The following is an 18,568-nucleotide window of genomic DNA, read 5'->3' on the forward strand; positions in this document are numbered from 1 at the left end:
CAGAGAATTATCAGAGCGCTGTTACAATATTCATAAGCACAGTTTCCAAGGATTGCTCTAGACGATAGAATCCCCGCTCTTCCTTCTCTCGTTCAAATAATTCCACATATTTATGATGTAAGGCTGGCTTGGGTGGAAACTCGTTGCAATAGTGAACAATTCGGTATAATGCATATATCCGCATCGGCACGAACCCCGACATCTCAAGCACCTGAAGCCCATCATCCAACAGTTGCTCTGCTTCACGCCAAGATTTTCGCCGTAATAACCACAATCCACTTGCAACCTTATAACTGCCGATCTCACGCAAAAAAGGCTTCTCCTGCAAAAGCACTTCAATGTCTTTCGCCATCCGTTCCAATTCTTGATCTTCAGTTCCTATCCACAAGTGTACGAGCATTTCGGAAATTGCCGTTACAGGAATGAAGTTCTCATACCCAGGCTCTTTAATCACTTCATGCGTTAGCTTTAATCGTTCCAATGCTTTTTCCGGTTGCCCAGCAAGCGTGTATAACTCCAAAATATTAAGGATCTCCATCTCCTTGTGCTGAGGAGGTAAAAGAATCTTTTTCTCAAGGACTAGCTCACAGAACTCCAGCTTGTGCTTTGGATCACCCAAAAACATATAACATATCAGCAGGCAATAGAATCGCTCTTCTATCCCCGCTTCATCTGTGTTTAGCAGCCATTCCAAATCTCCTTGCACAAAATGAATGTAAATCGAATAGAACGGATCCATCTCATATCCCAGAACATCCTGCTGTCGCGCTAAGGTTAACATGGATCTCCCTTGGCCGTATTGGTGGTATTTCGCAAATACTTCTCGCATCGTCTTTTGCATCTCTAAGTCATATGTAGTCGGATTGGTCATAGTAACAGATGGCTCCTGCATCGTCAGACTATAGCCAAATCCCCGAACGGTCTTAATATCCAAGCCTTGAAGCTTGCCTAGCTTTTTACGAAGCCGATAAATATGATCGTCTACCGTTCGCTCTACCGGATATTCCAGCGGCCACACCTTATCCAGCAGTTGTTCTCGGCTGAACGTACGTCCTCTATTTTTGTACAGGAACTGAAACAGCGTAAATTCTTTTGGAAATAATTCTATCGTTATCCCATCTGCGGTCACTTTATATTCACTTTCGTTTAATTCCAGCTGCATGGTAGACACTCTCCTTCCCCCGAATCCGCTCATTGGCTTCATTATATCAGTCAGTTAACGGCGTACTCCAGATCGAAATGTACAAACAAAAAGAGCAATCCTCAGATTTCTCTGTATGATTGCTCTCTCATCTTATTAAACTGGTTACTTACTCAGCCATAAGATTAATGGAATCCTGTTCACTAAACACGGAGATGTGACCCACTGTACCGGTTGAGCTTGGAATAATGAATTTTAGCTGGTATTGATCATTGGCTTGATAAGTGTAAATCTTATCCTCGCCATTCACCTTGGTATCATCCGGCTCACCGAGCGTTCCCTCGATTTCCTTCAGTGTTAGCTTTTGCAGCGCAGAATCACTGGAACGAACATCAAAAATTAAATTTCCTTTGTTAAATCCAAATACAACATGTTTGTCAGTGTATGTAGCATAAATGCCTTTACCTGCTGACTCTTGTTGATCCGGCTTACCCCAGTCCCCTTCTACTTCATCAATAAGTCCAGTATGTGCAGCATATTTAACACCGGGAACCTTACCCTTTTTGGCAAGCGCAAGTAATTCTTTAAGCTGTTTTTCACTATTTTGCTTGCTTTCGTTGGCTGTATCTTTATTAGTCTCCGTAGGGGAGGAAGCCGCTGCTGGTGCAGTTTCCTCAGGGCTGGCTGATGGGCTAACTTCCGGCTCAGAGGTTGCTGCTACAGCCGTTTCAGTAGGCGCTGTGGTTGGGGCGGCTGAATTAGCTTGCTCATTGTTCGAGCTGCATCCAGCTAGTCCAATCATACCTGTGAGCAAAATAGAGGCTGCTAAAAATTTAATCTGTGCTGACATGATGTCATCTCCTTAGTAGGTTCGCTCAAAGCCATCTTGCAAAAAATGGAACTGATTGTATAGACCGATAGAACAATGAAAAAGTTGCACTGGACAAGAAATGCTTGTGCCTACTATTATTCACCCCAATTTTCAGATCGTCAATTAGATTAAGCGCTCACCCCTCACCGTAGGAGCACTTCATTGCAAAACGTGCAACAGAATCCGCAAGAATCCTCCGAATTAGGCGTTTCTTCCCTAGTTTGAATGTACAAAGTGCAATCGTGGGCACATCTTCGGACACAGCTCCACCTTAGTAAAAATATTCCACATAAACGCAACCTTAATCCTCCAAGTCGCATCTTATTAGTAAAGGGAGGGGAGCTTCATCTGAATATTATCGACAGAATCAAAGCAAAGGATGAGTCAGCTCTCCGCCTGTTAATGGACGACTATGGGGATATGCTGCTTCGAACTGCTTGCTTACTGCTCAAAGATAGACAAAGTGCCGAAGAAGCGGTGCAAGATACTTTCATTCAAGCCTATGCCAAAATGAGTCAGTTGCAGGATCCGGAACGGTTAAAGGCTTGGCTCATTCGCATCGTAGTCAACCGCTGCCGCATGAAGCAACGGACGTGGAGCTGGCGTAATATTTTTCCATCGGGTGGGTCAGAGCTCCAAGCCAATGATAATGCAGGCTTCACTGCTGGGGCAGAAGAGCTTTTTATGGTGGAATGGCACAATGTTAGACTCGCTGAGTCCATGAGAAATCTCGATTATGTATACCGCGAATGTCTGACGTTATATTACTTTCATGAGATGAACATCCGCGAAATATCTGAGCAAATAAATATATCTGAGAATACGATCAAATCCAGACTCGCCAGAGGCCGGGCGCTCTTAAAAAAGATGTTGGAGAAGGAGGGACATTTCTTATGAATACGGGGAACACGGAGAATACGGAACGCGAAGCTATCAAGCAACAGCTAGATGAAGAACTACAACCCATCCACTTCGAAGGACACGAACACGTCCTCAAAATGACCCACCCTCCAACCTTTGGAGCCCGTCTCTTGGCACTATGGAATAAGGAGATTGAAATCCCTGTCAAACCTATAGGCGCGATTGGTGCTATTATTCTAGTCGTTTCGCTGACATTGCATCACCCAGAAGTTAAACATCAGCCACAACAAAGCGTAGAGCAACATCCGAACCGGGAGCTTATTGAGGCCGGAGGCAATACGTACTGGATGGATATCTATGAGCAGGCGGTGAAGAACCATGAGAATTAAGATCAAGGTCAAACATCTGGTGTCATTCGTGCTGCTTCCGGCTTCCCTGCTCATTCTTCTATTTAACTTCTTACCTTCCTCAAAAGCACAAATGGAGGAAAGCCCAGCTATTCAATCTAACTTAGCCCGCACAGAGCTTCTGCAAAAGCTGGAATCTACAACTGGAAGTAAACGTATGGAGCTTATTCAAACAAACATTATCGATAAGGAGCACGGCTACGATCCGTATAGATATAACGTTAATATCGGTACCACTATGAGTCAGTGGAATCATGATGAACCCCATTCATCAGATTTGCTGCCAGAGGATAAAATCGCTTTGCTAGAGGAATACATCCTTGATGGTCCTGCGGATAATACACGTATATTCGCGGCTAAGCTGCTTGCCTATGAATATGATGCTCTTGGTCGTAAAGACGACGGAGATCAAGCGCTAATCACCGCGGCGAAACAGATAAACAGCAATTCTCACTTGGCAAAAGAACTAGCGCTCCTTCGCGCGGAGCGAGCCCTAAATAGTGGCGATATAACAACCGCTGAAACTATTCTTGAACAAACCACTTTTCCATCCGAGTATCAGGAAAATCTAGATGCACAGAAAGCATGGCTTACCGGACGGCTTCTCTTCACGAAGGGCGAAGCACAGGAAGCCCTTACCGTAGTAACCAAGGGCTTGGAGAGCTACAAAAAATTCTGGCTGGGTGTTACCGCAGACAGTGGTGCATCAGGCTCATCATCAAATTCAGCGCCAGAGATAGGAACTTCAGAAACTGAGATGCAGCTAGAAGCGCTCCGATCCGCAATTCAGTCGGCTATAGGTATGGGAAGTAACTCGACTGCAGTCGTATCTGGAACCCTGACCCGTAGCGATGGAACTCCGGTCTCACGTGCAGGTATTTTTCTCCGTGCTGAAAGCGAGGTTCATCACAGCATTACTGCTGCTGAACCGTATCTAATCGTCACCGACGATGAAGGGCGTTTCGAATTTCACGGTGTGATTCCGGGCTTCTATCAATTGCAGCTTGGACTTAGCTATGATCAGATCGACGGCTGGACTTGGCCAATACAGTATGATGATTGGATTGAAGTTAAACCGGGTGACACGTTAAATGAGAGTATTGTTCTACAACCGTTGCTTGAGCTTCAGTCTCCTATTAATCAAGAGACGATAACGGATCAGACTGTAGAATTCCGCTGGCAAGCTGTTGAAGATGCAGCTTACTATCGTTTAAGCGGAGGGGTCTCGATGGTGGGGAGCTCCTTCAGTTCGCAGATTCGGGACCACATTACAGATAATCAAGTCTCCATTCCAGTAGATGAACTCTATTACAACAGTGGTTTCTCCTACGGCAGCGGCGGAGAAGGCTTTGAATCGATTGATCCACTATCTTTTCTCGTGTTCATGAATCCTGAAGCGCGCTTTTCTTGGAATATTGAAGCTTTCGATGCAGATGGACGCCTTATTACCCGCAGTAATGGTTACAGGTTGAACGAAGACACCGCCTCGAATCTGCCATTCTTTTATCTTAAGGAAAGAGAGCTTACCACGGCTGACCAACTCTTACTGGATAAAAAACCGGATCAGGCACTAAAAATGTACCAACAAAACGTTGCCGATGATCCACAGAATGCTCATGCCCTGCACATGCTTGTGAAGCTGTTGCTCGCCAAATCCTCCATCACGAAGGATGACTCATTAGAAGATCAGGCGATTCCTTTACTCCAAAAGCTCATGCAGCTGCATCCTTCTTCTAACTACGCCTTCACATTGTCGCAGTACTATTTTGATCATGCGGACTGGAAGTCATATAGCGATTTTTATTCCCGCTCCAACGAGCTAAGCCAAACCAAAGATAACGGTTATGTACTCTCTATTCACGCCGTAGCTCTCATGCATCAAGGCAAAATAGAAGAAGCCCGTGAGCAATTCGCTATGGCTATAGAGCTCGATAACAGCCATCGTTTTATTGGCAGCTATTTGGCGGTAGAATTATACGCTGGTGAGTCCCTCTCTTCTGCAATGACACTGGCTGAGCGTTACCCTGAACACAGCTTTGGTCATAGTGGGTATCGTTGGCCACAAATGGTTAAACAGCTCATAACCGAGCGAACGAAACAGCCTAATAACTTTGACCAAGAACTGAAAGAAAAACTCGGGTGGTATGTAAATGGTCAGAAGGATACTTTGAAGCAATGGATCGAAGGGGCAAAGTCCTCCGCTCTGAAGACCTTTATGCAAGCCGTTCAAGAGGTAAGCTAACCGATTGAAACAAATAAAAATCCGGTCCCGCTCGTTGAACACGAGCATTGGACCGGATTTTTAATGATGTACGATATTAGTTACCTTTAGCTTCCATCATGTAATTCTGGAAGTCTGTAATACTTGGGTTGGACATATAGTGACCACCCTCTACTTCAATCGTTTGGCCTGTGATGAATTTAGATTCATCCGATGCCAGGAACAAAACAGTATTACCGATATCATCGGCTTCACCGTGGTAAGGAAGCGCGTTGAACTTTTGGAAAATATCCAATACCGCTGGTGGCATATTTCTTGCAGCCGCAGGAGTTAGGATCAACCCTGGTGCCACGCCGTTACAACGGATTTTGTCTTTGCCATATTGTGTAGCGATGTAACGAGTAAGGTTCACCACAGCAGCCTTGGAGGAGCCATAAGCAGTACGCAATGAATCTCCTGCAAATGCTGACATCGAAGCTGTATTAATGATAGAGCCTCCACCCGCTTTAATCATATGCGGGATGGCAAACCGGCTGCCTAACAGAACACTTTTGGTGTTCACGTTCATCAGGCGATCCCATTCTTCCAAATCTATGTTGACCACATCTAGGTCTTTTTGCAAATTAGTTAGACCTACGTTGTTGAACAAAACTGTAATCGTGCCATACTGAGCGACTGTGAAATCAACGGCTTCCTTGATCGAATCCGCTTGGGATGCATCCAAGAAAAGACCTTCTGCTTCCCCGCCTTCACTTTTAATCTTAGCCGCCGCTTCTTTGGCAGCCTCTACATTAAAATCGGCGATGACAACTTTGGCTCCTTCTCTAGCCAATAAAGTAGCGGCTGATAAGCCAATACCCGAAGCGCCTCCAGTTACTAGTGCAACCTTACCTTGAACTCTTCTCATATTCATACCCCTTTATAATGTAATTAAGATTCTTAGATGACTTCGTTTATGTTTCAGAGCTATCAAAGCTCGTTAACAGCTTTTCATAGATTGTTAACAATTGTCGCAGTTCTTCTTCATTGAGCTTCTGAAACATTTCAACTCGGAGCTCCTGCCCTTTTAACTGTGCTTCCTTCAGTACATCTTTACCTTTGTCGGTTATAGCGAGCAGTACATTTCGGCGATCATCCTCGTTATATTTGCGCTCGGCCATTTCCTGCTTAATTAAGCGATTGGCAATGTTCGTCATAGCTCCCGGCGTATAACCTAGTTTCTTAGCCAAGGTAGTTTGCTTCTGCGGACCCTTTTTATTCAACTCTGCCAAGACGAGAACAGGAGATATCCCAATATTGTGGTCAAAGGCATTCATCCATCGAACAATAACTTCATTCGTAAATAATTCAACTGCATGTATGAGTCTAAAAATATCTGGGTTTTCCAAGACATCCTCCTTTGACGTTCATGATCATTGACTACTTCTGTATTTATCTTAACATTAATATATTTAACAGTAAACTGTTTAACAGTAAAATATTTAATATTAAAAAAAGAATGCTTATAAAAGCATCCTTTAGATTGCGGTTTTATCAACAACATAAGTACCAGCCATCATATCGTGCAGCGCCCGTTTACGGGGAGAAAATGCGACAAATAGATAATCTACGATCATGATGGGGCCAAGTATTTTACTGAGGTCAGTAGCTAAAGGTGCCCATAAGTTAAGGGTGGTGGAAATCACAGTGAGATCGTAGAGGCTTACGCCAACAATCATTGAAAAAATCGTACTAATGATTCGGAAAATATTTCGAATTAGAGCTTCCTTCAACGTTGGGATATTCCCTTGTTGATTGACAATTTTTATCTTTAAAACCAACTTTCCAGGCGATCCGCCAAATCTAACGATCATAAAAATATCAAACACGACGAATAAAATATACTCAAAGATGATGGGAATTTCCGAGTGCAAGGATACAGCTAATGAATTGAATATCCAGTATACAATAACCGCAGGTATCAGAATGATAAGGACATCAAGAATGGTAGCCAGAACTCTTTTCCAAAAGCCTATGAAATCCTCCTGTTCCAAACGCTCAACTTTATACTTATCCATATTAGGGCCTCACTCTCTATGCATAGTTTATTCATTCATCCTGATTATCCGCTCTTCAATAATGGTTTCCAGTTCCTTATTATCCTTTAGAATCACCCGTCTATCAGAAAAATTATTCGTTAATTCAATTATTCTATGTATGGCTTCCTGATCATATCCCCGATTCCATTCAAAAATCATCACATACAAATTCTTAAACGATTGCTTGTAATTCGCTTGCTCGAATCCCAGTCTTGTCTTTATAAACCTTGTAATGACTCTCAAATCCCGGATTACTTTATTAGGGTTCAGAATAACGATTAAATCTGCTCTTTTAAAGCTCTCTTGTCCCCATTTATAATGCGCACCTTCCAGTATCCATGAGGGCTTATCGAGGATTTCTTCCAATTGCGCATCCCTTGCTTCAACTGAATAACGGAGGTTCTCGCCACTTCTATCCCAAACCAAATTATCTGTTTCGTAATAATCCACACCAAACTTTTCAGACAACTCTCTAGCGATATAGGATTTGCCACTTCCACAGGCCCCGATAATTCTAATCCTCATAGGCTCAGGCTGAGCCCTATCGGCAGGTGTTTAATCATCTTTATTAACCGTCCTCTCTATCTCCTCTTCCCCAACAGATATCCATATTAACCCAAATTATACACCTTACATCTAATAACTCCTATCGGAACATTCGATTCCTTATTTACTTTCCAAGCTAAAAAAACAACCTAGCCCAAGATACATTCTATCCTGTGCTAGGGTTGTGTCGGTTCTTCTCTATGTGGGTGTCGGTTCTTCCTTATGATGGTGTAGTTTCTTTCTTTCCCAGTAGTTCCTGAATCTGCGCTCTCAGATTAACGATTTCCGCCATTAACGCCTCGTTCTCCTCCTCCGAATCCCTACTCCCGCTCTGGATCAATTGATTCAGACGCAGCTGCAGAAGCACAAGATCATCCTCAAGGGCCTGTTCTTTACGGGTAAGAATTCGGCTTCTGTCTTTCGAGATGTATTCCTCATAAGAACCTTGAAAAAACTTTGGTGTCTGAGATGGCTCCAGTATTACCAAACGATTAGCTACTTTAGCGTGAAGATACCGGTCATGCGAGACCATCACAAGTCCCCCCGGATATACCATAAGCGCTTCTTCTACACGCTCCCTAGTGTCAATGTCCAGATAATTAGTGGGTTCATCCAGTACCAGTAGATTAGCTTTTCCAAAGTATAGTTTAAGGAAAGCCACACGGCATTTCTCTCCCAGACTTAAATCACCAATTCGTTTAAATACATCCTCCCGCGAAAATAAAAAGCAGCCCAGAATCGTTCGCGCCTCCGTTTGCGTCATACCCGGCAGTTCAAGCAAACTATCCAGAATGGTAGATGACACCGCTAAATTATCCAGTTCTTGCGCAAAATAGCCAATCTTCGTCCGCGGATGCAATTGTATCTCTCCCTGAGTAGGCTTATGAATACCAGCTATCAGCTTCAATAAAGAAGACTTACCGACACCATTAGGACCCAAAATAGCGAGACGATCCCCTCTATTTAATGACAAACTGAATTTTTTCAATACAGGCACACTACCCTTATATGCAAAATCAATCTCACGGAGTGACAGCAAAGTATCCGCCATAAACGCTTCACTCTCCAGCTTCATCTTCAGCTTGCTTGTCTCGCGTGGTAATTCCACACGGTTCTTATTCAAGCGTTCGAGTGCAGCTTCCTTCGCATGTAGACGAGACACGTTCTTCTTAGATTTCGAACGCAGGAAATCATGCTGTCCGGCAGCACGGTGTGCCTGCTGGAACCATTCGGAATACCTTCTGATGCTCTCCAGCAGTTTCTCCTTTTCTAGTTCCTGCTTTTTATATTGTCCCTCTAGCGTTCGCGCCTCCACCGTCTTCTGCTCCCGATACTGCGTGTATCCACCCGAATACCGACGACATCCCTCTGAACTAAGCTCCAGCAAGGCCGTCGCAGTTCGATCAATGAACGTACGATCATGCGAAACATAAAGCACAGTTCCGGGATAAGTGTGTACCCAATGTTCCAGCCACTCCATGGTTTCTCCATCTAGATGATTCGTCGGCTCATCTAGAATCAACAGCTTCGGCTGCTGGGCTAGCAATGCTGCCAGTTGCACGCGTGTCTTTTGCCCTCCGCTTAGCGATGGGTATGGCATATCCCAAACCGAACGCTCAAGTTTGAGCTGCTTCAAGCATTTTTCCGCTTTAGCCTCCCAGCCATATCCATCGAGCTGCAAGTATTGATCGTACACTTCGGCGTATTCAGCCAATCCCGCTTCGCTCTCGTCGTTCTCCTCCTGCAACATCTGACTGAGGGATTCAAGCCGGCGTTTCAATTGAGGTAGCTCTGCCGATCCGGCGAGAACATAATCCAAGGCTGTCACTTCTTCGGATACTTCTAGCTGCTGATCCAGCACACCCCATTCCTCACGTGGCAAGCCATGATATATACTTCCCTCCTCAAAGTTGAGGCGACCAATCAATCCCTTAAGCAGTGTAGTTTTACCGATTCCATTACGACCGAACAAGAGCACACGCTCTCCTTCCGCGATCTCAAAGGACACCTTCTCGAATAACAGAGTCCCGTTCCATTCTTTACGTAAATTCTTAGCTTTTATTAGGGTCATATTACATTCCTCCGATTTGATTGCAAATAAAAAACCGCAGCCAACGGTCTGCGGTCGAATAGCGTATGATGGGGGAATGTACCATAACATGAATAGACTACGGCCGTGTTCACCTGCTGCATGCAGAGTTAAACAAACCATAGAAAGATCTATTCATATAAAAGCAACGTAAGGTCCCCGACTGACACACGTATCCCTGACCGTATCACCCTGCGCGGGTGCTCCGTGACTTGTGCATATGCACTTCACAAGCTCTATGGTCTGTTTTTAGGAAACGTGTTAGTTATACATCAGTCGGTGTTCCTCCGTTATTGTCCGAATTTTTTAGAATAACTACAGTATACAACCATTCTTATCAGAAATATAAGTTAAAGAACAGTTATAACTTAATCTTTACCACCTGAGTTTGCCCATTCCACTGCACTTGAATCCCAAATAAATCAGGTAAGATACTCAGCGGAATTAGTAAGCGGTTATTTTCATTTCGTGATGGTAATATCGTAACTGATTTACCATTCACAATAGCCTTATTGGATAAGGGCTTATGTGTTACCGTACGATTGCCTATCGTAATTAGCAGTGCACCAGTTCCCGCTTCGCTCTGCAAAGTTCCACCCAATAAAGCCACGGATTCTCTTAACGGAACAAACACACGAGAATTTTCAACAATAAAAGAGTCCTTCAGCTTTGTAGTCGCCCCATTGATCTCAAAAGCTCCCGCAAATTTATTACTTCCCACAGCGTATCCATTTTTAGTGGCGATATTCTCCATAGCTAATGTGCTCGTTGTAATGATTACCCGTGTATTCTTAGCTATTTGTGGATACAGCCAGTGGATGTCATCATTATGCATTCGAATACATCCGGCGCTAACATACTTTCCTATGGACGACTCATTATTATTGCCGTGAATCGCATACGTCGTGCCATAAGTCCCGTTCACTTCCAGCCCCAACCAGCGGTCGCCAAGTGGATTGGCCGGATCTCCCCCGGGAATTTTCTCTTTGTAGTAGGGTCTGTTCTTTACTTTAACTACCATTTTGAAGCTACCTTCTGGTGTCAGTTCCTTCGACTTCCCTGTTGCTACTGGAAAAATCTTCACCAGCTTGCCGTCACTGAAATACGCGAGTTTGTTTGTTTTTTTGTTCACGATAATCAGATCTGATCCAGCAGCAGCTTCCACCTTTCCTACCCCTGTAAAACAAGCTGCGAACAGAAGCCCGAATACAAGCATCAGCTTCATATTCCGCAGTAAAAAAGATTGAAACCTGTTACCCGAAACGAAAAATTCCAATATCCTCCACCTCCATATATAAAGACGAAATCGGTTCAAATTTGTTGCATACCAACCTGTACCTATTCTTTTCAACTCGTCCCTAGCATTTGACGCAGAGATTGCAATACTGTAACCAAGTGAACGCACGACAAAAAAGCTGACCATTGGATAACCAAAGATCAGCTTAGTATTTAAAAAAACTGTATTGGAGAAACGAATCAATAATTAACGCTGAGGCTAGTTATCTTTTCTTTTATCCAGAATGTTTCGAACAGCCTGCAAACGAGCAGGATCTATCGGCTTCAGCGCGCTACCATCTACTCTAACGGCTGAACCAAAATGCACTCGTCCTACGCCCGTTTGTTTTATAAAATCACTTAACCCATCCGCAGATAATCCACTGCCAGCCAGAATAGAAATGGATCTCTCCGAAGTAAGCTGCTCTAGTTGTACAATACGTTCCGCACCTTTAGGAGCTGTACTCTGACCACCCGATGTTAAAATATCGGTAATCTGAGGATAACGCTCCAATACTTTAAGCGCTTCGAACTGATCTCGCACCTCATCAAACGCACGATGGAACGTAACCTCTAACCCTTTTGCTGCATGAAGCAGCCTTTGGAGTAACTCTTCGTCTACCGTTCCATCCGAGCGTAGCATGCCCATTACGACAGATAACCCACCGACAGAAGCGATATGCTGAATATCCCGCTCCATTGTATCTATATCATCCTTATCGTAATAAAAGGATCTAGCATGGGGCCTAACCATTACCCTAACCGGGATCGAGACGGCGTCGCGTACTTTTTCTATAAGACCCAGACTAGGCGTCAATCCCCCTTCACTAATCCCAGTGATCAATTCAATTCGGTCAGCACCATTACGCTCGGCCAGCACTGCATCACTTAATGTTGTAGCAATTACCTCTAATAGCATTGTTGTCTCTCCTTAATTCACATTTCAGGAATTTTCTCCTTGATATTCTCTCCTAGCGAGCTCCTTCTGAGGACCTGCTCACGACAATTAATACTTAATTGCTTGTTCCATAACAGGATCTATACCTTTCCGAAGATCCTCTATCGTAGTGTTTACATAGACATCTGGGTTCAGTCCCTTGTCCTTTGTATCTAACATATGAAACTCTTTCGTAGAGTAAATTATGTTTAAACCACTCTCATCCAACTTGAATGAGCGGATGTCGCCAGGTTTATTCGGATCACCATTTACTGGCTCGCCTATCAATGTTGCATTCAGTCTAGAACGAAGCTCTATCGCAGCTGACATAGCTGAAGAAGCGCTATATCGGCCCATAAGAACAACTATCCGATGTTGTATCTTGGGAATGTTCAATAATTTTTCAAGTAAAGGTTGAATGACCTCCGAATTCCCGCCTCTATTATTCCTCAAATCAATAATCAATTTTCCCACTGGAAAATTATTAATAGTCTGAACAATATCATCAGAATACTGTTCCATGCTGTAGTTAGGATCCTCAGAGCAACTATTATAAGCAGCATACAATGTATTGTCTTCTGCCAGATACGTATACGTATAGTTAGAGTCCCTCAATTTTTTATATAACAAATCGTCTTTATAAGGATTTATTAAACGCAGCGTAGTATCACCTTGATAGACCCATGGAACACTAATGTTAATTTCAGTATGATCTTCTAACAAAAACGACACAGGTAAATTATCCTGATCTTCGCCTACAATTCCAAGTCCATGAAGAATGGAATACCTCACTAGATGTGAAGGAATCTCAACAAGTAAACCTTGCTCGTTATCTACTGAAACTACGTCTTTTAACGTTTCCATTATTTTGGCAACAGGTTGATGATTAATCTCTGTAAGCTCTGCAAAAAGAATATTAGAGTATTGTGGAAGTGTATTTACAACGTACAGCTTCTCATTATACAAGTATATTATGAAAGGAAGAACGTTCTCATTTTCGTATTCCAGCTTGGTATGTACTTGTTCTATAGAGGCTAATGCTTTAGATAAATCGATTTTCACTTGATCGTCGCTCTTATATTTCGGTAAAAAGTTAATGATTCGGTCCATTTGTGCACTGAACGTCTTAGCGAGATCGTCATTTATTTTTAAAGCTATCTCATTTTGCAGCATCTCTTGCTTCGCATATTGTAGATCTGGTTCCCAGTTTACCTTAAGCTTCTCTTTCTCTGAACAAGAGGACAGCAGTAGGACAATAAGTAAGTTAATGATTAGAAAATAGAGGATCGGTACGAATTTTATTATTCTCATTTTACCTCCTGAAGTTTTCATGAATGGTAGGAATATGTATTTATAAAGACATACATAACAATAGTATTAATTTGGTATTTTTTATATATGATAACAAACGATTTTGTTACAAAAAATAGAATATATACGGAGGAAAGTCCTAGTAAGCACAGGATTGGCTGCATCTGAGTCCAGCCGTTAGCACATTTCTGTATTCCTGCATTTCCACATTTGTTCATATATACATCTTCATATTCGTCCGCTGTCACAATTCCTCATCATTTAATTTCCACCCAATGTATTTGACGCACCAGTCCCTAAACTAACTATGTTTCACCCTCGAAGAATAGCTAGCCTATATTTTGGACTCCAGAGCCCTTATTTGTTATAATTCCGCTGTTTTGAGATGCTATCGGACCCGAGGGGCCTTATTGGACTGAAAAGACGCGAAATCCCCCCTAATTATGACGAATAACGCCTCTCCGGTCCGAAAATCGCTCCAAAAGGCCTAAAATGCGGCAATAGCTGCATCTGAGTCCGTTAACACACGACACGAGCTAGCACGAAGCAGGCGGTAGTCAGTAGTCAGTGGTCATTCGTCATTCGTCAGCTGTCAGCTGTCAGCTGTCAGCACTCAAGGCTAATAATCAACAGCAGCACGAATTCCGGTTGCCATCGTTGAAGAAAACGGTTCGCTAACCAGAAATCAAACCCGAAATCTAATCCGAGCTAAGCAGCTCCCACCGCCCTCATAAACACGCAAAAAAGCCTTGATCCTCTAAACTAGAGAATCAAGGCCTTTCATTTTAAAAGTAATCCTTACGCCCACCACATACCTTGAGGCTGGTCACGAATAAGAATGGATTGCAAATTGGTTACTGCACGTTGAAAGCCTTCGTCTACTGTCATAAGCGGATCTTCATGCTCGATGCTGACCACATAATCATAACCATAAGTACGTAGCGCGCTCATGATATCCGACCATTCAGATATGCTGTGTCCACAGCCAACGGAGCGGAAGGTCCAAGCGCGGGTCTGCACATCACCATAAGGCTGCATATCGGTCAAACCATACATATTGATATTGTCCTGATCCAGATACGTATCCTTGGCATGGAAATGATGGATTGCGCCAGCTTTACCGAGAATCTTGATCGCGCCTACAGGATCGATACCCTGCCACCACAAATGGCTCGGGTCTAGGTTCGCACCGATCGCATCGCAGGTTGCTTCTCTAAGCTTTAGGATTGTGTACGGAGTATGGCAGAGGAAACCGCCATGAAGCTCGATACCGATCTTAACGCCATGCTCCTCGGCTAGCTTACCGATTTCCTTCCAGTAAGGGATCAGCTTATTTTCCCATTGCCAGGTTTTGATGTCGCTGTACACGGTAGGCCAAGGTGTAACTGGCCAGTTCGGTGCTTTTGCCTCATCACTATCACCCGCAGTTCCTGAAAAAGTGTTCACGACAGGAACGCCCATTAGCGAAGCTAGCTTGATCGATTTACGCAAAATTTCGTCGCCTGCACGAGCCTCTTCTTTATCCGGCGAAATCGGGTTATTATGGCAGCTGAAAGCACTGATCATAATGCCACGTTTCGTGAACTGCTCCAAATATTCTTTACGTGCTGATTCGCTGGCAAGCAGCTCATCCGTAGGACAGTGGGCATTTCCGGGATTGCCTCCTGAACCGATCTCTACCGCATTCAAACCAGCAGCAGCAATTTTATCAAGCATCTCTTCGAGAGTTAAACTTCCAAATACAGGATCAAATACGCCTAATTTCATTTATACTACCACCTTTTCTTTGATTGGCTCCAAAGCTTCAGAATGTCCGTAAACTGGATAATCACGTTTCGTTGGTGCACACCAGTTCACGCCATTGATGATTACTCTTTGAATTTCTTTGTTGTAATAGGTTGGGTAAGATTCATGACCGGGCTGGAAATAAAAGATCTTCCCGTTCCCACGAGTATAGGTCGATCCACTTGGGAACACGTTGCCGCCTTCAAACCAGCCTACAAAAATAAGACTCTCTGGTGCTGGCACATCAAAATGCGCACCGTACATCTCTTCTTGCTCCAGATCGATATATTCGCCAATGCCCTCAGCAATCGGGTGACTTGGGTCCATGACCCAGAGGCGCTCTTTCTCCCCTGCTTCACGCCACTTCAGATCGCAGCTGGTGCCCATTAATTTCATAAATATTTTGGACATATGACCAGAATGAAGCACCACAAGCCCCATCCCCTGAAGTACTCTTTGGTGAACACGGTTTACAATCTCATCACTAACTTCTTGATGGGCGACATGTCCCCACCAGATTAGTACATCTGTGTTATCCAGCACTTCTTGTGTTAGTCCGTGCTCCGGTTCATCCAGCGTAGCTGTCCCTACGTCCAGTCCAGCTTCGTGAAGGAAACTTGCCAGTTGTCCATGAATGCCTTGCGGATAGACCTTGAGAATTCTCTCTTCCTGCCGTTCATGACGAAATTCATTCCATACCGTTACTCTGGTCACTTTGGACACACTCCTAGTTCATAGTTATCTATGCCATTAAACTTAATTGATTAGTCAAATTAGTCAAAAAATACAGGCATTCCAGTCTCAGAGGATTTATAAATAGCCTCCAAGATACGGGTAACAACGAGCGCCTGCTCTGGCTTCACTACAGGCTCGGTGTCATTGACAATGCTGTCGATCCACTGTGCAGCCTCTGTCAACGCAGGATCATCTCCCGCGCCATCGTAAAAGTCGACACCTGCAGCATCCAGACCAATATGCTTCTCGAATGTCTTGCCGTATTCTTCTCCGTTAATACGCAGACCTTTCTCCATATCCGCTCCACCTTCAGTACCGCAAAGCACCGTCTTAGCTTCACCAACATCAAGTGTATTCAGCGCCCAGCTTGCTTCGAGAACGATGCTAGCTCCATTCTCCATAGTAATGAATCCAATTGCGGAATCCTCAACTGTAAATTTCTCAGGATCCCACGGGCCCCAAGCGTTCGCAGCGTTTTTACGACCGGACAGCTTATGATAGGCGTTACCCACAACATATTTAGGTTTGTAGTTATCCATCATCCAAAGCGTCAAATCGAGGGCATGAGTACCGATATCAATCAATGGTCCTCCACCTTGTGCTTCCTCATCCAGAAACACACCCCAGGTTGGAACGGCACGACGACGGATCGCCTTAGCTTTAGCATAATAAATCTCTCCAAGACCATTATTCTCACATACCGTATGAAGATAAGCTGAATCTGGTCTGAAACGGTTCTGGTAACCGATCGTCAGCTTTTTCCCAGTTCGCTTAGACGCATCGATCATCGCTTGCGCTTCCTCGGTAGTTTTGGCCATCGGCTTTTCGCACATTACATGCTTGCCTGCCTCCATTGCAGCAATGGAAATCTCTGCGTGGGAAATGTTCGGTGTACATACATGAATCACATCTATACTTGCATCTTTAAGAAGCTCTTTATAATCTGCATAAACTACGGAGCTCTCATCCCCAAAATCTGCTTTTGCCTTCTCGGCACGCTCAGGAACGATATCGCAAAAAGCAACCATCCGCGCACCTTCCACTTTTGAAAGCGCTGGCATATGTTTGCCGTTCGCAATGCCTCCACAACCGATAATTCCTACTGTTAATGTCATTTTGTTCTAACCTCCACTTGTTCCTGTTTTGATATCTCTATCATACAAAGCCCCGGAGCTTCTTTCTTCCTGCATTCTTGCTGTATTATTCCCGAATATTGTCTTATGGTATTTAAGTGGGGATATCCCCGTTGCTTCCTTGAAAAAATGATGAAAGGTCTTCACGCTGCCAAACCCAGCTTCTTCCGCCACCGCGGACATCGGCAGATCTTCATTCATCAAAATCCATTTGGCTTTGTTCAGCCGGTATTCATTTAAGAACGCTATAAAGGTCATGCCAGTATTCTTCTTAAATAGCTTCGTAAAATAATACGGACTGAAGCCCATGTAATTCGCAACCTCATTCAGCGTAATGGCCTCCTGATAATGCTGCTCCACATAGATAAAAATCCGTTCTAATCTCTCCAGTGTTTCTCTAGATTGGTTCAGCGTTTCTTCCGAGAACTTAGGCTGTTTATTAACAGTACTCCTTGGCACCTCCCGTAAAATAACGGTCAGTAGTTCAAACAATCTAGCTTTGATTAAGTAGGCGTACCCTTCATTTCGCTGCACGTCTTCCTCGTAAATACTCTCAATCAGCCCTTTGATCTTCGCTGCGGTTGCCTCGGGCCATTTTGAACTAGAATGCTCCATAAGCGTAAAAATCTCACGAAGCGAATAATCACTTCCGCTCAAAGCTGCGACTTCCTGAAATAGATTAAGATCGAATTGAATTACTACCCGTTCGCTCTCAGGTGAGGCGAGAAAATAATGTACATCCCCACCGTTGATAAACTGAACCTCACCCTGCTCCATGTGAATAGGGGTATCATTAATTCCCAGATTTATACTTCCTTTAGTTACATAGATAATTTCAATTTCTTTATGCCAATGTGGATAACACAACGCATCTCCTCCACAAAGTAAACTTCTAAAGGGAAAGTGCTTATCCACATTCGGAATTTCGAGATAAATATTCATAAGCGCAGCTCCTTATCCGTTCGAACATTAAAACAAACGTTCAACATGCCCATTCGATCTTCACGTAAGCGTTTACCCTCTAAATGTTAGCCCTCTAATATTCTTTTGTCAATTCTAGGTCTAGACGATTCTTAATATCCTGCTCCTACTTCATTTCAGCCTTTTAACACCACTATTTTAAAAGAATTTTCTGGTAAATGAATCGGTTTCATTCTATTAAAAATCAATTGCCTTTC

General features: G+C 43.7%; 17 protein-coding genes. 3 read left to right on the plus strand and 14 right to left on the minus strand.

What is annotated here, in order from left to right; translation table 11 throughout:
* Positions 1-10: 10 nt before the first annotated feature.
* Positions 11-1,162 carry a winged helix-turn-helix domain-containing protein gene (locus tag NSS67_RS28775; RefSeq protein WP_339317177.1) on the minus strand — a complete coding sequence of 384 codons (1,152 nt, stop codon included), beginning with the start codon at positions 1,160-1,162 and terminating at the stop codon, positions 11-13.
* 148 nt (positions 1,163-1,310) lie between these two features.
* The gene (locus NSS67_RS28780; RefSeq protein WP_339317178.1) at positions 1,311-1,991 is read right to left on the minus strand and encodes a DUF4309 domain-containing protein; all 681 of its coding nucleotides are present in this window, start codon (positions 1,989-1,991) and stop codon (positions 1,311-1,313) included.
* A gap of 387 nt (positions 1,992-2,378) precedes the next feature.
* Between NSS67_RS28780 and NSS67_RS28785 the strand changes: the two genes are divergently transcribed.
* The 3 genes from NSS67_RS28785 to NSS67_RS28795 are packed head-to-tail and all read left to right on the plus strand — an operon-like array spanning position 2,379 to position 5,522.
* Complete coding sequence (locus tag NSS67_RS28785; protein ID WP_339320729.1) at positions 2,379-2,909, plus strand: sigma-70 family RNA polymerase sigma factor; 531 nt, start codon at positions 2,379-2,381, stop codon at positions 2,907-2,909.
* Positions 2,906-3,262 carry a hypothetical protein gene (locus NSS67_RS28790; RefSeq protein ID WP_339317179.1) on the plus strand — a complete coding sequence of 119 codons (357 nt, stop codon included), beginning with the start codon at positions 2,906-2,908 and terminating at the stop codon, positions 3,260-3,262. Before NSS67_RS28785 ends, NSS67_RS28790 begins: the two co-directional genes overlap by 4 nt.
* Positions 3,252-5,522, plus strand: coding sequence for a carboxypeptidase-like regulatory domain-containing protein (locus tag NSS67_RS28795; protein WP_339317180.1), 2,271 nt, complete (start codon positions 3,252-3,254; stop codon positions 5,520-5,522). The genes NSS67_RS28790 and NSS67_RS28795 overlap by 11 nt, the downstream gene beginning before the upstream one ends.
* 76 nt (positions 5,523-5,598) lie before the next feature.
* On the opposite strand, the gene NSS67_RS28800 is transcribed toward NSS67_RS28795, so the two are convergent.
* The 12 genes from NSS67_RS28800 to NSS67_RS28855 all read right to left on the minus strand — a co-directional run bounded on the left by NSS67_RS28800 (position 5,599) and on the right by NSS67_RS28855 (position 18,332).
* Complete coding sequence (locus tag NSS67_RS28800; protein ID WP_339317181.1) at positions 5,599-6,408, minus strand: SDR family NAD(P)-dependent oxidoreductase; 810 nt, start codon at positions 6,406-6,408, stop codon at positions 5,599-5,601.
* Between the two features lie 46 nt (positions 6,409-6,454).
* Positions 6,455-6,889: a MarR family transcriptional regulator gene (locus NSS67_RS28805; protein ID WP_339317182.1), complete on the minus strand. Its 435-nt coding sequence runs from the start codon at positions 6,887-6,889 to the stop codon at positions 6,455-6,457.
* Between the two features lie 129 nt (positions 6,890-7,018).
* The gene (locus NSS67_RS28810) at positions 7,019-7,558 is read right to left on the minus strand and encodes an RDD family protein (protein ID WP_339317183.1); all 540 of its coding nucleotides are present in this window, start codon (positions 7,556-7,558) and stop codon (positions 7,019-7,021) included.
* A gap of 27 nt (positions 7,559-7,585) precedes the next feature.
* Positions 7,586-8,104, minus strand: a complete 519-nt coding sequence (locus NSS67_RS28815) for an AAA family ATPase (protein ID WP_339317185.1) — start codon at positions 8,102-8,104, stop codon at positions 7,586-7,588.
* 241 nt (positions 8,105-8,345) lie between these two features.
* Positions 8,346-10,196: an ABC-F family ATP-binding cassette domain-containing protein gene (locus NSS67_RS28820; RefSeq protein WP_339317186.1), complete on the minus strand. Its 1,851-nt coding sequence runs from the start codon at positions 10,194-10,196 to the stop codon at positions 8,346-8,348.
* 379 nt (positions 10,197-10,575) lie between these two features.
* Entirely contained in the window at positions 10,576-11,490 is a 915-nt protein-coding gene (locus NSS67_RS28825) for a L,D-transpeptidase family protein (RefSeq protein WP_339317187.1), read from the minus strand.
* 219 nt (positions 11,491-11,709) lie between these two features.
* A complete protein-coding gene (locus NSS67_RS28830; RefSeq protein ID WP_339317189.1) occupies positions 11,710-12,408 on the minus strand; it encodes a copper homeostasis protein CutC in 699 nt (232 codons plus the stop codon).
* A gap of 87 nt (positions 12,409-12,495) precedes the next feature.
* Positions 12,496-13,737, minus strand: a complete 1,242-nt coding sequence (locus tag NSS67_RS28835; protein WP_339317190.1) for a hypothetical protein — start codon at positions 13,735-13,737, stop codon at positions 12,496-12,498.
* 798 nt (positions 13,738-14,535) lie between these two features.
* Entirely contained in the window at positions 14,536-15,504 is a 969-nt protein-coding gene (locus NSS67_RS28840; protein ID WP_339317191.1) for a sugar phosphate isomerase/epimerase, read from the minus strand.
* On the minus strand, positions 15,505-16,236 hold the full coding sequence (locus NSS67_RS28845; RefSeq protein ID WP_339317192.1) for a ThuA domain-containing protein: 732 nt from the start codon (positions 16,234-16,236) through the stop codon (positions 15,505-15,507).
* 59 nt (positions 16,237-16,295) lie between these two features.
* On the minus strand, positions 16,296-17,372 hold the full coding sequence (locus NSS67_RS28850; RefSeq protein ID WP_339317193.1) for a Gfo/Idh/MocA family oxidoreductase: 1,077 nt from the start codon (positions 17,370-17,372) through the stop codon (positions 16,296-16,298).
* A 6-nt stretch (positions 17,373-17,378) separates the two neighbouring features.
* Positions 17,379-18,332: an AraC family transcriptional regulator gene (locus NSS67_RS28855; protein ID WP_339317194.1), complete on the minus strand. Its 954-nt coding sequence runs from the start codon at positions 18,330-18,332 to the stop codon at positions 17,379-17,381.
* Positions 18,333-18,568 lie beyond the last annotated feature (236 nt).

This window comes from Paenibacillus sp. FSL R10-2734, from assembly GCF_037963865.1.
GTDB lineage: Bacteria > Bacillota > Bacilli > Paenibacillales > Paenibacillaceae > Paenibacillus_AQ.

Excerpts from the sequence above, each read along its gene's own strand:
- NSS67_RS28800 (WP_339317181.1), bottom strand. The coding sequence starts at position 6,408 with ATGAGAAGAGTTCAAGGTAAGGTTGCACTAGTAACTGGAGGCGCTTCG.
- NSS67_RS28820 (WP_339317186.1), bottom strand. The coding sequence starts at position 10,196 with ATGACCCTAATAAAAGCTAAGAATTTACGTAAAGAATGGAACGGGACT.
- NSS67_RS28810 (WP_339317183.1), bottom strand. The coding sequence starts at position 7,558 with ATGGATAAGTATAAAGTTGAGCGTTTGGAACAGGAGGATTTCATAGGC.
- NSS67_RS28790 (WP_339317179.1), top strand. The coding sequence starts at position 2,906 with ATGAATACGGGGAACACGGAGAATACGGAACGCGAAGCTATCAAGCAA.
- NSS67_RS28840 (WP_339317191.1), bottom strand. The coding sequence starts at position 15,504 with ATGAAATTAGGCGTATTTGATCCTGTATTTGGAAGTTTAACTCTCGAA.
- NSS67_RS28830 (WP_339317189.1), bottom strand. The coding sequence starts at position 12,408 with ATGCTATTAGAGGTAATTGCTACAACATTAAGTGATGCAGTGCTGGCC.
- NSS67_RS28775 (WP_339317177.1), bottom strand. The coding sequence starts at position 1,162 with ATGCAGCTGGAATTAAACGAAAGTGAATATAAAGTGACCGCAGATGGG.
- NSS67_RS28815 (WP_339317185.1), bottom strand. The coding sequence starts at position 8,104 with ATGAGGATTAGAATTATCGGGGCCTGTGGAAGTGGCAAATCCTATATC.
- NSS67_RS28835 (WP_339317190.1), bottom strand. The coding sequence starts at position 13,737 with ATGAGAATAATAAAATTCGTACCGATCCTCTATTTTCTAATCATTAAC.
- NSS67_RS28780 (WP_339317178.1), bottom strand. The coding sequence starts at position 1,991 with ATGTCAGCACAGATTAAATTTTTAGCAGCCTCTATTTTGCTCACAGGT.
- NSS67_RS28795 (WP_339317180.1), top strand. The coding sequence starts at position 3,252 with ATGAGAATTAAGATCAAGGTCAAACATCTGGTGTCATTCGTGCTGCTT.
- NSS67_RS28855 (WP_339317194.1), bottom strand. The coding sequence starts at position 18,332 with ATGAATATTTATCTCGAAATTCCGAATGTGGATAAGCACTTTCCCTTT.
- NSS67_RS28850 (WP_339317193.1), bottom strand. The coding sequence starts at position 17,372 with ATGACATTAACAGTAGGAATTATCGGTTGTGGAGGCATTGCGAACGGC.